This is a genomic window from Thiemannella venezuelensis (genome assembly GCF_014203605.1).
Classification (GTDB): Bacteria; Actinomycetota; Actinomycetes; order Streptosporangiales; family Streptosporangiaceae; genus Planomonospora_A; species Planomonospora_A venezuelensis.
Map to the genome: position 1 here is coordinate 81,434 of NZ_JACHJJ010000017.1, position 15,656 is coordinate 97,089.

Annotated in this window: 11 protein-coding genes; 5 read left to right on the forward strand and 6 right to left on the reverse strand. The window is 74.9% G+C overall.

The features are described from left to right. The first annotated feature begins 55 nt into the window (after window positions 1-55). The 5 genes from FHS22_RS23585 to FHS22_RS23605 all read left to right on the forward strand — a co-directional run bounded on the left by FHS22_RS23585 (window position 56) and on the right by FHS22_RS23605 (window position 8,048). On the forward strand, window positions 56-1,924 hold the full coding sequence (locus FHS22_RS23585) for an arabinofuranosyltransferase (RefSeq protein WP_184944926.1): 1,869 nt from the start codon (window positions 56-58) through the stop codon (window positions 1,922-1,924). A 147-nt stretch (window positions 1,925-2,071) separates the two neighbouring features. Continuing rightward, the gene (locus FHS22_RS23590; RefSeq protein ID WP_184944928.1) at window positions 2,072-2,617 is read left to right on the forward strand and encodes a hypothetical protein; all 546 of its coding nucleotides are present in this window, start codon (window positions 2,072-2,074) and stop codon (window positions 2,615-2,617) included. Beyond that, entirely contained in the window at window positions 2,610-4,586 is a 1,977-nt protein-coding gene (locus tag FHS22_RS23595; RefSeq protein WP_184944930.1) for a glycosyltransferase, read from the forward strand. The genes FHS22_RS23590 and FHS22_RS23595 overlap by 8 nt, the downstream gene beginning before the upstream one ends. Next, window positions 4,583-6,403, forward strand: coding sequence for a glycosyltransferase family 2 protein (locus tag FHS22_RS23600; protein WP_184944932.1), 1,821 nt, complete (start codon window positions 4,583-4,585; stop codon window positions 6,401-6,403). Before FHS22_RS23595 ends, FHS22_RS23600 begins: the two co-directional genes overlap by 4 nt. Next, window positions 6,393-8,048: a glycosyltransferase family 2 protein gene (locus FHS22_RS23605; protein WP_184944934.1), complete on the forward strand. Its 1,656-nt coding sequence runs from the start codon at window positions 6,393-6,395 to the stop codon at window positions 8,046-8,048. Before FHS22_RS23600 ends, FHS22_RS23605 begins: the two co-directional genes overlap by 11 nt. A gap of 13 nt (window positions 8,049-8,061) precedes the next feature. Here the strand turns inward: FHS22_RS23605 and FHS22_RS23610 are convergent, their stop codons facing one another. From FHS22_RS23610 to FHS22_RS23635, 6 genes are all read right to left on the reverse strand, one after another. Further along, on the reverse strand, window positions 8,062-8,874 hold the full coding sequence (locus FHS22_RS23610; protein WP_184944936.1) for a polysaccharide deacetylase family protein: 813 nt from the start codon (window positions 8,872-8,874) through the stop codon (window positions 8,062-8,064). A gap of 298 nt (window positions 8,875-9,172) precedes the next feature. Beyond that, window positions 9,173-10,483 carry a homoserine dehydrogenase gene (locus FHS22_RS23615; RefSeq protein ID WP_338047899.1) on the reverse strand — a complete coding sequence of 437 codons (1,311 nt, stop codon included), beginning with the start codon at window positions 10,481-10,483 and terminating at the stop codon, window positions 9,173-9,175. Then, window positions 10,480-11,862, reverse strand: coding sequence for a diaminopimelate decarboxylase (gene lysA / locus FHS22_RS23620; protein ID WP_184944938.1), 1,383 nt, complete (start codon window positions 11,860-11,862; stop codon window positions 10,480-10,482). Before lysA ends, FHS22_RS23615 begins: the two co-directional genes overlap by 4 nt. 140 nt (window positions 11,863-12,002) lie before the next feature. After that, window positions 12,003-12,833 carry a neutral zinc metallopeptidase gene (locus FHS22_RS23625; RefSeq protein ID WP_184944940.1) on the reverse strand — a complete coding sequence of 277 codons (831 nt, stop codon included), beginning with the start codon at window positions 12,831-12,833 and terminating at the stop codon, window positions 12,003-12,005. A gap of 34 nt (window positions 12,834-12,867) precedes the next feature. Continuing rightward, complete coding sequence (locus tag FHS22_RS23630; protein WP_184944942.1) at window positions 12,868-13,617, reverse strand: DALR anticodon-binding domain-containing protein; 750 nt, start codon at window positions 13,615-13,617, stop codon at window positions 12,868-12,870. A gap of 46 nt (window positions 13,618-13,663) precedes the next feature. After that, entirely contained in the window at window positions 13,664-15,613 is a 1,950-nt protein-coding gene (locus FHS22_RS23635) for a glycosyltransferase (RefSeq protein WP_221474006.1), read from the reverse strand. Window positions 15,614-15,656: the final 43 nt, after the last annotated feature.

Sequence of the window (15,656 nt, forward strand, 5' to 3'; positions counted from 1 at the left end):
CTCCTCGGCATTCCGTATGCACTTTCCCTCCATCCGACGCATATGATCTTTCGCCATGGCCGTCGCGCTCGCGAAACCGGAGACCGCCCGCACCCCGCGCCCGGCCGGCCCGTCGCGCGCCGGCCCGGCCGCCGTCGCCACCTGGATCCCCGCCTCCGTGATCGCGGTCATGCTGCCGGGCTGGACGGACCTCGACCCGTTCGGGGTCCGGGGGGCGCTGCTGCCCGTCGCGGCCGGCGCGCTGCTCCTGGTGCTCCTGGTCCCCCTGGCGCTCACCGCGGGCAGGACCGTACGGCCCCGCCTCGTCCCCTCCGCCGACACCCTGAGCGGCGTCGCGGCGGGCCTGTTCGGGGCCTGGGTGCTGCTTGCCCTCCGCACGGCGCTGTACGGCACGCCGTACGGCTTCGGCCCGCTCGAAGGCGACATGGGCCGGATGTCGGCGATGGCCGTCCACTACAGCGTGAGCTGGGAGAACGCCGATCCCCTGGCCGTCGGGGTCCCGTCGGAGTACCCCCCGCTCCAGCCCCTGCTGATCGGGCGGGCCGCCGCGCTGCTCGGCCGGGACGCCTGGCGCCTGCTCGGGGCCGCCGAGATGCTGATGCTCTCCGGAGCGGTCGTGCTGTCCTTCCTCCTGTGGCGGCGGCTGGTCTCCGGGCCCGTCGCGCTGGCGGTGAGCGCGGCCGGGCTGCTCGCGTTCCACGCGCCGGCGAAGGCGTTCGTCGTCCTCACGATCGCCGTCTTCGTGCCCTGGGTCCTGCAGACCCTCTGGGAGCCCCCGGCGGGACGCCTGCACTGGGCCGCCTCCGGGATCGTCGGCGGCCTCGTCCTGTGCACCTACCTCGGCCCGTTCATGCTGAGCGCGTTCGGACTGCTCGCGCTCGCCGCGACGGCGCTGCGGCGGAGCGGGGACGTCCGGGCGCACCTCCTGCACGCGGGGAAGGTCGTCCTCGTGGCGGTCGCGGTCTCCGGCTGGTACCTGGTCCCCTACGTCCTCACCCTCCTCACCGGGGGCGGCCAGACCGTGTCGGACCTCTACGAGGACATCGGCGCGCCCGCCCTCCCGCCGCTGACGGACGTCTCGGTCATGAGCGCCCTCCAGCTGGCCGGCCTGGCCGGGACCGTCTGGTACCGCCGCACCGCCTGGTGGGCCCTCCCCATGCTCTGCCTGGTCGCGGGCCTGTACCTGTACTGGGCCGTCATGGCGGCCCGCTACGTTCTCACCGGCCACACCATGTTCTTCCACTACGTCCCGCGCGTGCTCGGGCCCGTGCTGGCGATCTGCGGGGTGCTCGCGCTCGCGCAGGCCGCCCCCGCGCTCGCCCGCAGGCTCGGGCGCCCCGCGCCGCGCGGGCTCGGCACGGCGGCCGCGGCGCTGCTCCTGGCCTGGTGCGGGCTCGCCCTCGGCCGGAGCTGGCTGCCCAACGCCGACCGCGCCGCCCCCAACAGCGCCGCCGTCGCCCACCAGCAGCCGTTCCCCGACGGCCGCCTGCCCCGGTTCGCCGCGCCGGGCCACATGCTCCACGGCTTTCCGGCCGCGCGGGTCGCCAGGGCCGCCGCCGGGACGACGGGCGCGCAGGCCAGGCCGGTGACGCTCTCCTGCGACGAGCGGCTCTTCGCCTTCCTGCCCTGGCGGGGCTACCTCGCCGTGGACCGGACCGCGGCCGGCGGCGTGGCGCGCTGGAACGACCGGTACGCCGAGCTGGCCCGGCTGGCGGCCGTCACCGTCCCGGAGGAGTTCGCCCGCCGCTCGGCCGCGCTGCGGCACGGCCCGATCGACGTCTTCGTCCTGTGGGACGAGGGGGAGGTCTGGTCGTGGAAGGATCTCGACTTCCGCCCCGGCCAGTTCGGTGAGGCCGAGTTCTCGGTGACCCGCGGGCTCCCCGGCGGTCTGGTCGTCGCAGCCCGGCGAACCCCGCTTTCCTAATTTCTCATGATTTTCTCAACCACGAACAACCACAAAACACCTCTAAAGCGACTTCACTCGATTAAAATCGCACCAGCATCGCCCATGACGGCCGCCTCCGGCGGCATGGGACCCCCCAGACGTCTCCCCGTCCCGAAAGGTCCTTTCATGCGTTCTGTGACGCCCCGTCGTCTTGGCGTGATGATCGCCGCCCTGGGCGTCGCCGGATGCCTGGTGCTCCTCGCGCTGATCGTCACCGGAGCCCTCGGCGCCGCCACCGCGCTCCAGCTCGTCCTGGCCTTCGCCGCACTCGGCCTGCTGGCCCTGAACCTGCTCTCCCTACGGCGGGCCGACGGCAAGGTCCTGCGGCTGGACCGCAAGGTCGCGGCCCTGGGAGAGCGGTTCGAGCCCGCGAGCGCCGACATCAGGGGACTCCGCTCCGACCTGGCCCGGCTGACCGCGGCCGTCGACCGGCTGGAGAAGTCCGTGCGGCAGGTGGAGAGCCGCACCGCCGCGAGCGCCACCAGCGTCCTGGCCGCGCTCGGCGAGGACCGGATCGAGGCGATGAGCCGCAGCTCGGCCCATGCCGACCTGCTGCTGGAGATCGGCTCCGAGATCCGCGAGCGGGTCGCCCCGGCGATCTACCAGCTCTCCTCCGAGCTCGACCTCGGACCGGACCCCGAACCCGCCGGGCTGCGGGAGCGTCATGGGTGACGGCACCGTGAGCGACGGGGCGGCCGATCGGCTGGTCGCCTCCCTGCTGAAGGACGCCTCGCGGGACGGCGGTGAACTGCTCCTGTGCCACGTGGGCTTCGACGCGGACCCCTGCGCCCGGGCCGCGGGCCGGCCGGAGGTCACCGTCGTGGACCTCGACACCGCCGAAGTCGGCGCGCCCCTCACCGGAGCCCCCGTCGGCCGGGTCGCCGTGCTGGCGCGCACGCTCACGGACCTGCGCCGGGCGGTGACCCTGCACTCCCTGCTGCCGAAGGCCCTGCGCACCACCGTCCTGGTGGCCGGCACGCCGCAGTTGCGGCACGCGCCGCTCGCGGCGGCCTCCGCCCACGTCAACTGGCGCACCGTCCAGGACTGGCGGGTCACCCGCCTCGGCGAGCACTCCTGGTCGGTGGAGGCCCGCTTCTCCGGCCACATGCAGGCCGGCCAGGTCCTGCTCACCGCGGCACGCGCCTTCACCCCCGGACGCCCGGACACGATGCCCCAGCCCGTCGCCGCCCTCGCCGGGAGCGGGGTCGCGCACTGGCGCCCGGCCGACCCCAACGCCACGCTGGCGGACGCGGCCGGCCCGGTCCCGGAGCGGCCCGCCGCCCCGGGCTGCGACCTCGCGCTGCGGACGGTGGGCGAGGGGACCGGCACATGGTCCGATCCGGACGTGCCCGCCGCCGAGCGGCCCGGCCCCGGCATGACCGACTGGGCCAGGTTCGGCCGGCCGGGCGGCCGCGGCCTCGGCTCCGACCTCGACCTGTCGGGACCGCAGGCGGTGCCGCCGGTGGACGAGCGCTCGGTGAACCCGGTGGGGTTCACCGCCGCGCCGGAGCTCGGGATCGCGCGCCTCACCCAGGAGTCGGGCCGCTGGCACGTCATGCTCGACGGCGTCGGCCTGGCCGCGTTCGCCGCCTCCGGCTGCGTCACCGACGCCGACGTCGCCCGGCTGCGCGCGCTGCGCGGGATCTCCGTCGACTGGCGCCCCGCGCACACCGGCCCCGTCGCCGCCGCCCGCGTCGTCGCCGGCCTGGCCGCCGCCGGGATCCCGCTGACCGGCCCGGACGTCCCCGCCTGGGCCGCCCCCCTGCTCGGCGACCGGCTCGCCGGACTGCTCGGAAGCACGACCGCCGGGGAACTGGACGACGACCTCCACCGGCAGGAGCACAGCGTCGAGCTGCGCCGCTGCGCGCTGCGCACGCACGGCAGCAGGGCGCGCTGGGAGCAGCTCGCCGCCGCGGCCGGCCTCCCCCGCCCTGCCCCGCCCGCGGTCTCGGTGCTGCTGGCCACCCGGCGGCCGGACATGGTGGGCTTCGCCCTGTCCCAGGTCGCCCGGCAGCGCGGCGTCGAGGTGGAGGTGGTCCTCTCCCTGCACGGCATCCCCGCCTCGGCCCCCGGCGTCGCCGAGGCCGTCGCCGCCTTCCCCCACCCGGTGACGGTGTACGAGGCCGGCGCGGGCCTGCCGTTCGGCACGGTGCTCAACGAGGCCGCCGCCCGCGCCTCGGGGGCGTTCCTCACCAAGATGGACGACGACGACTGGTACGGCCCCGACCACCTCGCCGACCAGCACCTCGCCCTGCTCTACACCGGCGCCGACCTGACCGGGACCCCGGCCGAGTTCATCTACCTGGAGCAGATCGACATGACCGTGCAGCGCCACTGGAACACCGAGACGTGGCAGAACTTCGTCGCGGGCGGCACCCTGTTCATGCCCAGGAACGTCTTCGCGGACGTCGGGGGCTTCCGGCCCATCGGGCTCACCGAGGACGGGCAGCTGCTGCAGGCCGTGCAGCAGGCCGGCGGACGGATCTACCAGGGCCACGGGCTCGGCTACATCCTGCGCCGCCAGCCCTCCTCCGGGCACACCTGGAAGGCCCCGATCGGCAACTTCCTCGACCACAAGACGGTACGGCAGTGGCGGGGCTTCCACCCCGGCCGCCTGATGGAACTGGACGGCCCCCTGTGACGGAACGGCCTCTCCTGGCGCCTCCCCCGGCAGGACCCTCCGCACCGGGCTCCCCCGCGCCCGGCCTCTCCGCGCCGGACCCCTTCCCGGCCGAGCGGCTCCCGGCCGCCTCCGGGCAACCGCGCGTCCGCCTCAACGACCACGGCTCGCTCACGCCGCCCGAGCTCGGGGCCTGGACGCCGAGCCGTACGGTCAGCGTCGTCATCCCCGCCCACCGCTGCCAGGAGACCCTCGACCTGACGCTCGCGGCGCTCGCGGGGCAGAGCTACCCGGCGCACCTGACCGAGGTGATCGTCGTGGACGACGGCGGCGGGCCCGCCCTGCGGCTGGGTGAGATCCGCCCCGAGAACACCCGGATCATCCCCAGCCGCCCGGGCGGCTGGGGCCGCGCCTGGGCCTGCCAGACCGGCGCCGACGCGGCCGGGGGCGAGGTGGTCCACTGGCTGGACGCCGACATGGTGCCCTTCCGCGAGCACGTCGAGGCCCAGCTCCGCTGGCACCACCTCGCCGACTACCTCGTGGTGCTCGGCTCGCTCAGGTTCGTCGACCTGGCCGCCGGCCTGCCGGCGGCGCAGGAGGTGCACGACGCGGTCGCGGGCGGCTGGGCGGAGAAGCTCTTCGCGTGGCAGGCCACCGAGCCGCACGGCTGGGTCGAGGAGTTCCTCGCGAACACCGGCGACCTGCGGGACTGCCCGATCGACGCCTACAACGTGCACTGCGGGGCCACCGCCTCGGTCTCCGCCCGGCTGCTGCGGGCGGCGGGAGGCATGGACGTCTCCCTGGTCCTGGGCGAGGACACCGAGCTCGGCTACCGGCTCTCCCAGCAGGGCGCGGTGTTCGTCCCCGACTCCCGGGCACGGAGCTGGCACCTCGGGCTGCACACCGTCGGCACGCGCGAGGCCGAGGTCAAGCGGCACAACTGGCCGCTGCTCGCCGAGCGGGTCCCGGAGCTGCGCTGGCTGCGGACCCATCCCAGCCGCCGCAGGCTGGTGCCGTACGTGGACGTGGTGGTGGACGCCGCCGGCGCCCGCTACGAGGACGTCCGCGCGACGGTGGACGGCGTGCTGGCCTCGACGCTGCCCGACGTCGCCGTGACGCTCACCGGCCCCTGGGGCACGCTCACCGCCGAACGCCGCTCCCCGCTCGACGACCCGCTGCTCGACCTGCGGCTGGCCCGCGCCACCTACGAGCACGACGGCCGGGTCTCCTTCGCCGAGGAGGCGGGCGGGGACTCCGCGCCCGCGATGTTCCGCCTCCTGATCCCGGCCGGCTGGGTGCCGGGCCGAGACAGCCTGCGGCGGCTGACCGCGGAGGCGGACACCGACTGCGCGGGCGTGCTCGACATCGTCCTGGACGGCCACGACGACCTGGTGACGGCCCGGCTGGAGCGGACGGCGGCGATGACCCGTGCCCGGTTCCTCGCCGCCGAGGGGGAGGACCCGGACGACGTGGTGCACGCGACGTTCGGCACCCGCTGGACCAGCGGGGAGGCCTGGGACATCCTCCCGGCCCCGGCCGCCGAGAAGCCCAGCACCTCGCGCCCGAACGCCGAGACCGACCGGCTCCGGGGCGAGGTGGCGCGGTGGAAGGCCGAGGCCGCCAGGTGGAAGGCCGCCTCCGCCGAGCATCGCAGGCAGAGCGCGGAGTGGAAGGCCGAGGCCGCCAAGTGGCGCCGGTCGGCCGTGCAGTGGCGGCGCGAACTGGCCCAGCTGCGCAGGCTCCGGCACCGCTGGCGGCGCAGGCTCACCGAGCACGCCCCGTTCCTGCGCGCCGTCGGCAGGACCGTGCGCCGGTCCCGGACCGCCGATGAGGGCTGAGGTCCGGGCCGCGATCGACGAGGTGCTCGTCCCCTCCCGGCTGGCGAGCGCCCTGGTGGCCTGCGCGGGTCTCCCCCTCCCCGCCGAGACCGTGGGCCCCCTCCCGCCCACCGCCCTCCTGCTCGACCTCGACCGTCCGCAGGAGGTCCCCTCCCTGGTGGACGGGGTGGCGGTGATCGTCAGGACTCCCGCGGACCTGCGCCGGATCGCCGCGGACCCGCCCCGGCTGCCCTCGGCCCGGCTGCTGGTGGTGCACGTCGTGGAGGCCCCGCCGTGGCAGGGCCCGCCCTCCCCCGAGGCCGGATCCGGCTTCGCCACCCGGGCGCTGGACTCCCTCCGGCTGGCCGCGCACGGCGCGTCCGGCTGGATCGCCGAGGCGCACTTCCGGGTGCCCGTCCCGGTCGCGGGCGTGCTGGCCTCGATGGCGGGCGCCCCGGCCCCGCGGAGGAGCGGCCCCGTACTGCGGGCGGGCGAGCGGCCGTCCCGCCCCGCCCCCTCCGTGGACGAGCTGGTGGTCAACCCCGTCGGGTTCTCGGCCGCGCCGGAGCTGGGCGTCGCCGATCTCGTACGGCGGGCGGACCGCTGGGAGGTCGTGCTCGACGGGGAACCGGTGGCGGCGTTCTCCGGGCCGGTCACCGACGTGGACGTGGCCGGACTCCGCCCGCTGCGCGCCGTACGCGTCCACTGGCCCGCCCGGGACACCGCCGGCCCGGCTCGGACGCGCACGGAACCGGGAGCGTCCGGCGGCCCCGATCCCGCGGACGTCGCCGTGGCGCTGGCCGCCGCCGGGGTGCCGCTGCTCACCCGGCGGATCCCCGAGGAGGCCCGCTCCGCGCTCGGCGGGGAGACCGCCCGCCTGGCCGAGGCCGCCACCCCCGAGCTGCTCGCCGACGACCTCCGCCGCGAGGAGCACAGCATCGCGCTGCGCCGTACCGCGCTGCTCGCGCACGGCCGGCGCGCCCCGGCCCGCCCCCCGAGGATCTCGGTGCTGCTGACCACCCGGCGGCCGGAGATGCTGGAGTTCGCCCTCTCCCAGATCGCCCGCCAGCGCCTGGCCGACGTCGAGGTGGTGATCGCCGCCCACGGCTTCTCCCCCGCCTCGGTCCCCGGCGCGGGGCCGTACCCCGTGACCGTGGTCGAGGCGGACGCGGCGACGCCGTTCGGCGAGGTGCTCAACCTGGCCGCCGCCCGCGCGTCCGGCGACTACCTCGCCAAATGGGACGACGACGACTGGTACGGCCCGCACCACCTGGCCGACCTGCACCTGGCCCGCCTCTACACCGGGGCCGAGGTCACCGGAACGCCCGCCGAGCTGTTCTACCTGCAGGAGGCCGACACGACCGTCCGCCACCGGTGGGCCAGCGAGACCTGGCAGCCCTTCGTCTCCGGAGGCACGATCTTCATGCCCCGCGACGTGTTCGGCGCGGTGGGAGGTTTCCGGCCGATCTCCCGGACGGTCGACGGGCAGTTCCTGGCCGCCGTACGGCAGGCGGACGCGCGGATCTACCAGGCCCACGGCCTCGGCTTCCTGATCCGCCGGGCGGATCCCGCCCGCCACACCTGGCGGGAACCGGTCGAGTGGTTCCTGGACCAGGCCGTCGGCCGCTGGCCCGGCTTCCGCCCGACCGCCACCCTCACCGGCTGACCGGACCGCCCGGTCAGGGGACGGGGGGAACCGGCCTGACCGCGGGGTCGAAGGCGGCGGCGAAGGGTTTCACGGTCGTGCCGCGGCTCTTGCGGGTGGCCAGCCAGTCGAGGAAGTCGCCCAGGACCTCCGGGGATGTCGAGTAGACGCCGCAGTCGTCGCAGACGCGGTGGAGCACCAGCGGGAGCAGCCCGCCGCCGCCCTTCTCGGCGTTGTAGACCTGCTGCTTGAGCTGGCGCAGCACGGTGGTGTCGCGGACCGAGCCGGGGGTGCGGACCCGGAAGGGGTTGCGCGGCGGGAGGGTTTCGGCGGCCGGGCAGGCGGGGCAGTCCCACAGCCGCAGGCCGCCGACCGTGCGGGCCGCGGTGTAGCCGCACTGCCGGGCCGTACGCATGGCGTCGGTGTCGACCGCGCCGAACGGGTAGGCCAGCGTGGTGACCCGGTGTCCCATGGCCAGCAGCGCCCTGCGGTCCTCGCAGATCTGCTCGCGCTGGCGCTCGGGCGTCAGCTCGGTCAGGCGGGTGTGGTCGAGCGTGTGCCCGCCGATCTCGTGGCCGGCCTTCGCGATGGCCGCCAGCTGGCGCCGGGTCAGCTTGCGCTCGTCGCCCAGGGTGGCGCTGTTGACGTAGAAGGTGCCCCGCATGCCCCGCTCCTGCAGCATGCGCGCGGCCAGCACGTGGGTGGCGTCCCCGTCGTCGAAGGTGAGGGAGACGATCACTCCCCGCTTCTCCGGTGCCCCGGCGCCCGAGGCGTGAGCGGGGGCCGCGGAGACGAGGAGCAGGATCAGCGCCGTCAGTGCCCCTGTCGCGTGTCTGGGGGTCTTCACGTCGGAGGCGTCCCTTCTGGGCCGCGCGCAGGCGGCCGGCCCGGGAACCGGTGGGCCTGCCTGGCAGGGTCGGCGGTACAGCAAAGCACCATACCGACATATGACCTACTCCTGGTGATTTCCCTACCAACCCAGATGGTCTGGAAGTTCCGGCCGACCGGCCGCCGGAAGCGCGGACAGTCGGACCCGTCCGGCGGAGCGGACACCCGGACTCGCCCGGCGGAGCGGACACGCGGACGGCCTCCGCGCGTGCCGTCACGCGCGGAGGCCGTCCGTCAGGGATGCCCTCGGCCGGGGTCTACGAGGCGTCCTCGCCCTCGACGCGCATGACGCTCACCACGTCGCGCACGATGTCCAGCTCGCGCAGGCTCTCGATCGTCGCCGAGAGCGCCGCGTCGCTGGCCCGGTGGGTGACCAGGACGAGCTGCGCGTCGGCGCCGAGCCCCTCCTGGCGGACGGTCTGGATGGAGACGTCCTGCTTGGCGAACATGTCGGCGACCCGGGCGAGCACGCCCGGCTTGTCGGCGACGTCCAGGGAGACGTGGTAGCGGGTGACGGTCTCGCCCATCGGGTGCACGGTCAGGTCGGCGTAGGTCGACTCCTCGGGGCCGCGCGTGCCGGCCAGCCGGTTGCGGCCCACCGCCACGATGTCGCCCAGCACCGCGCTCGCGGTCGGCGCGCCGCCCGCGCCCGCGCCGTAGAACATGAGCTGACCGGCGGACCCGGCCTCGACGAAGACCGCGTTGTAGGCCTCGCGGACCCCGGCCAGCGGGTGCGTCCTGGGGATCATCGCCGGGTGCACCCGGACCCCGAAGGAGCGTCCGTCCTCCGCGCGCGCGCAGATCGCCAGCAGCTTGATGACGTAGCCCATCGCCTTGGCGCTGGCCACGTCCGCCGCGGTGATCTCGGTGATGCCCTCGCGGTGCACGTCGGCGGCCGTCACCCGGCTGTGGAAGGCGATCCCGGCCAGGATCGCGGCCTTGGCCGCGGCGTCGAAGCCCTCCACGTCGGCCGTGGGGTCGGCCTCGGCGTAGCCCAGCGCCTGGGCCTCCTCCAGCGCGTCGGAGAACGAGGCCCCGGAGGAGTCCATCTTGTCGAGGATGTAGTTGGTGGTGCCGTTGACGATGCCGAGCACGCGGTGCACGTGGTCACCGGCCAGGGACTCCCGCAGCGGCCGGATCAGCGGGATCGCGCCCGCGACGGCGGCCTCGAAGTACAGGTCCACCGCGTTCTCGCGGGCGGCGGCGTGGATCGTCGCGCCGTCCTCGGCCAGCAGCGCCTTGTTGGCGCTGACGATCGACTTGCCGCTGTTCATCGCGGCCAGGAGGAGCGAGCGGGCGGGCTCGATGCCGCCGATCACCTCGACGACGATGTCGACGTCGTCCCGGGTCACCAGCGCCTCGGCGTCGGTGGTGAGCAGCGCGGGGTCCACGTCGATGTCGCGGGCCCGGCCCAGCCGCCGTACGGCCACGCCCGCCAGTTCGAGCGGGGCCCCGATCCGGGCGGCGAGGTCGGCCGACTGCTCGCGCATGAGCCGGATCACCTGGGAGCCGACCACGCCGCAGCCGAGGAGCGCGACTTTCAGCGGTTTGCCTGAGGTCTGTTTCACAGCTGCCCTCTCAACAGGTCGTCCTCGGTCTCCCGGCGGACGATCACACGGGACGCTCCGTCCTTGACCGCGACCACGGCGGGCTTGGGGAGGTAGTTGTAGTTGCTGGCGAGCGAGCGGCAGTAGGCCCCGGTGCCCGCGACGGCGATCAGGTCGCCGGTGGCGAGGTCCTCGGGGAGCCAGAGGTCACGGATGACCATGTCGCCGCTCTCGCAGTGCTTGCCGACCAGGCGGGAGAGCATCGGCCCGGCGGCGCTCTCCCGGGAGGCGAGGCGGGCGGTGTACTCGGCGCCGTAGAGGGCGGTGCGGACGTTGTCGCTCATGCCGCCGTCGACGCTGACGTAGGTGCGCAGCCCCTCGACGTCCTTGATCGTGCCGACCTCGTAGAGCGTCACGCCGGCGAGCCCGGCGATGGCCCTCCCGGGCTCGACGGTGAGCTTGGGCACCGGCAGGCCGGCGGTCTCGGCCACCCGGGTGACGATCTCGCGCAGGCTGTCGGCGATCACCTTCACGTCGATCGTCTCGTCGCCCTCGACGTAGGCGATGCCGTACCCGCCGCCCAGGTCGAGCTCGGGCAGGACGACGCCGTGCTCCTCCTTGATCTGCACCATCAGCTTGGCCAGGCGGCTCGCGGCCACCTCGAACCCGGCGGTGTCGGTGATCTGCGACCCGATGTGGGAGTGCAGGCCGACCAGCTCCAGCTGGGGCAGGGCGAGGATGCGGCGGGCGGCCTCGGCCGCGGCGCCGCTGTTCAGCGAGAGGCCGAACTTCTGGTCGTCGTGGGCGGTGGCGATGAACTCGTGGGTGTGCGCCTCGACGCCCACGGTCACCCGGATCATGACCTTGGGCCGCCTGCCGTGCCGTTCGGCCAGGAAGCCGAGGCGGGCGATCTCCTCGAAGGAGTCGACCACGATGTGCCCGACGCCGACCTCGACGGCCCGCTCCAGCTCGGCGGGCGACTTGTTGTTGCCGTGCATGGTGATGCGCTCGGGCGGGAAGCCGACGCTCAGCGCGACGGCGAGCTCGCCGGCGCTGCACACGTCGAGGCCGAGGCCCTCCTGCATGATCCAGCGGGCGGCCTCGCGGCAGAGGAAGGCCTTGCCCGCGTAGTGGACCTCGCCGTCGGCGAACGCGGACCGGTAGTCGTGGCAGCGGGAGCGGAAGTCCTCCTCGTCGACCACGTAGAGGGGGGTGCCGTGCTCGGCCACCAGGTCCCTGACGTCCACTCCGCCGATCGTGATCGCGCCGCCGGAGCGGCCGGACGTTCGCGGCCAGATCGTCGGGTCGAGTGTGTTCAGGTCGGCGGGCGCGTGCGGAGGACGGTCCTCGGGCAGCACCTCGGCATGCCGGTCACCGGCGGGGTGGACGAATCGACTCACCCGAAGGAGGCTATAGGACCGGCTGATCCCCATGGGACGGATGCCCATCTGGCGAGACGGGATCTTCCACGAACGCGCGAACTTTTCACGCTTCTGACAACCTTTGCCGCATAATTTAGCGTTCTGTAGCCGTCTGACCGCTAAGAGACCTCCCTCTCCGGCGCCTTCCAGGTGTTGCAGTCCCCCACCGCGCCCGTCTTCTGCCCGCGCAGCATCCACCGGGCGCCGTTGCGCGGCGAGCCGTGCGACGCGCGGAGCGCGGAGGCCGCCTCCTCCGTCGCGCCCGTCTCCTCCCCGTCCGCCACCGCCCGGCGCAGGTCGTTGAGCAGGTACGGCCGCACGTCGCGCAGCGCCGCGGCGGCCAGGCAGTCGGCCTGCAGCTCCAGCCGCCGCGACCAGGCCTCATCGAAGACCTCCGACCCGTCCCGTCCGGAGATGCCGACGAGCGTCTGGACGTGGTGGGCGTACTCGTGGGCGAGAGTGAACATCATCGGGAAGACCTCGCGCCGCTCCGGACCGTCCTCGACCAGGACGTTGACGACCCGGCCCTCACCGCAGTAGATCCCCGCCCAGTCGAGGTCCCCGGTCCCGCAGGCGGCCTCCTCCGGCGTGCCGACCAGCCGCACCTCCCCGGGGCTCTCGTAGTCGACCCCGGCGGGCTCCAGCGCGGCGGCCCACATGCGGTCCAGGCAGCGCGCCAGCGCGTTCAGCGTCGCGGCGGCGTCGGCCTCCAGGTCCTCCGGGAGGCCGGCGCAGCGGCCCCCGAGCGGACCGCTCTCCTCGTAGACGCGGGCGGCGGCCACCGCCGAGCGGGCCGAGCCGGGCTCGGTCCCGAGCAGGTCCCTCAGGTCGCCGCCCAGGTACAGCACCCCGCCGACGACGGCGGCGAAGACGAGGGCGACCGGCAGGATCCGCCGGACCACGCCGCGCCTCGGGGCCTCTTCCGGGGACCAGTCCCGCGGACCGCTCACTCGGTCTCCAAACGCCTGTTCTCCGGATAGGTCATCACAATCTATCCGGCACCACCACGCCGACCGCGGCCGTCGCCTCGGCCAGCACGTCCCGCACGGCCCGCGCCAGCCGTACCCGGGCCACGTGCAGCGCCGACGGCTCCTCGTCCCCCGCCGGCAGCGCCGGGGCCCGCTCGAACGCGTCGTGGTAGGCCAGGGCCAACTGCTCGGCGTAGGCGGCCCACCCGGGGTCCCGGCTCGCCCGCCTGCCCTCCAGCTCCGCCAGGAGCCTGAGCACCGCCCGGTCGCGGCCGCCGTCCAGCAGCTCCGGCCGGAACTCCCCGGCCACGCCCAGCTCGGCCGCCCAGCGCTGTACGGCGACCGCCCGCGCGTGCGCGTAGCCGACCACGAAGCCCGGGTTGTCCCACGTCAGGGGAGAGTCCGCCCACGGCGCCCGCCCGTCCCGCGCCGCCGCGCCCGCGCCGCGGTGCGGGCCGATCTCCTCCACCAGTTCCCCGGGCACGGCGACCACGATCTCCAGGAAGCCGTTGGCACGCACCCGCACGGCCGCAACCCCGGGCAGCGCGCGCAGCCTCCCGGCCAGCTCCTGCGGCGGCTCGCCCCGCCGCAGGGCGGCCGGGGAGACGTAGCACGCCTCGGTCTCCCACGTCCCCTGCGGCGCCGGCGGCGCCCCGAGGACCTCGCCGAGCCGGCCGGGGGTGCCGAGCCAGCCGGGGGTGCCGCGGCGCCCGGCGGGCGGGGCCTGACCGCCCCCGCCCCCGTCACCGCCCCCGTCACCGCCCATGGCCGGCCGGACCCGGCCGCCCTCCCCCACAGCCGTCCGGACCCGGCTAGACGAGGGCGTGCGGCTCGGCCGGGCCGTAGTCGACGAGCTGGGCCGAGCCGAGCAGCCAGCGGTCGCGGTCGCGCAGCCGGACGTAGCCGTACCGGTCGGCGGAGAAGACCTTGATCCCGTCGGTACGGCACTGCCGCATCAGCACCTCGTCCCAGCCCTCGGAGACGTCGGCGAAGCCGATGGAGCGCAGCACGGTCCTGCGGGCCAGCAGGGTGGCCCCGGCGACCTCGGGGAGGTAGGAGTACTCGGCGGCGGGCTGGCGCAGCACCGTCGCGGCCACGTCGCGCAGGTGCGCGAAGTAGGCGGCCTTGCCGACGATGTCGGCGGTGCTGAACAGGAAGGCCCTGGCGAGGTCGGCCAGGTAGTGCTCGCCGTACGCGTCCTGGCCGTCCATGACCGCCACCAGGTCGCCCTCGCACAGGTCGAGGGCCCGGTTGAGCAGGCTCCCGACGGTGAGCTCCGACTCCGGGCGGCGGACCACGACGTCCACCCGGGCGGGCATCGCGGCGCGCGCCCTGGCCTCGGCGTCGTCGGCGTCGGTGAGCAGCACCAGCTGGACGACGCCCTTCTGCGGCGCGACCTGGGCCAGCGTGCGGTCGAGGTCGCCCCGGTCGATCATGATCACCGAGATGTCCAGCGTCGCGCGGGCGCTGGGCAGGCCGATCGCGTCGAGCAGCTCGTCGACCTTCTGTGTCATCGTGCCCGAGGCGTACGCCTGGCGCAGGGCGACGTGCGCCCGGCGCGCGTCCGGCTCGGCCCCGGCCTCGTCCGACGTGACGATCGGGGTCCCGCAGGCGGCCAGCTCGGCCATCCGCCAGAGCTCGGTGCCCGGCGGGCAGTCCACGGCCCTGGGCCAGCGGTAGGAGGTGAGCACGTCCGGATAGGACAGGTGCCCCGGCAGCAGCTCCTGCAGGGTGAGCACCCGGCCGAACCGGTCCCCGGCCAGCGGCAGGGGGTTGTGCACACGCGGCTGGATCGCGAAGGGCAGCAGGCCCAGCGAGGGCTCGCGGCGGCCCTGGCCGCGCTCCGGACCCGCGCTCGCCAGGGCGGCCCCCCACGCCCCGACCGAGGCGGGCAGCGCGGTGACGATGTGCTCGAACAGCCCGGCCGCGGCCGCGAAGTCGGCGACCTCGCCCCTCGTGTGCCAGAAGACGGTGCGGATGCCCCGCTCGCCGCACCACGCCAGCAGCGCGTGCAGCCCCTCACCCGGCTCCTTCAGCTCCCCGGCCCACGGCCCCTGCGTGACCGACTCGACCAGCAGCAGGTGCGGCACCTCGGAGGCCAGCACGCGGGCGAAGTCCTTCGGGGTGAAACCGGTGCTCTGCCGCCACTCGTAGCGCAGCAGCGCCTCGGCGTGCGGCTCCGCGACGACCGCCGCGGTCAGGTGCGGGCGCGTGTTCGGGCCGGTGGGCACCCGGAAGGGCTTGAGCTTGACCGAGACGCCGCCGACCGTCCTGGTGGACGTGGTGGCCTGGAACGCCGCTCCGGGAACCTGCCTGGCCTCGCCCTTCGCCTGCGGGACCGGCTGGCGCTTGGGCGCCGCCGGGCGCTTGGCGGGCCTGGCCGCGCCGCGCAGACCACGCGCCAGCCGCACCGGGTTGCTCTTGCCCGTCTTGATCGCGTCACCGAGCCGCGACCAGCGCGCCACCTGCACCGACGAGAGCTTCCACTTGGCCACGTCGGCCTGGTAGCGCTGCTCGGCCAGGTCCCTGCGGAGTTTCTCCTCGGCGGCCTGGGCGGCCGCCAGCCGCTCCTCGGTCTCCCGCAGCCGGTCCTGGACGCCGCGCAGCTCCTCGGCCGCGCGCTCGGCCTCGGAGGCCTTCGCCTGCGCCGCATCGAGCAGCCGGGCCAGCTCGGCGGCCCGTTCCGCCTGGGCCACCGCCTCACGCAGTGCCTGCCGCGTGCTCTCGAGTTGCTCGCCTGCCACGTCGTCCTCCGATTCCAAGTGGACGAAAGGATACCCTTTGGTCAATCGCGACACGGAGGAG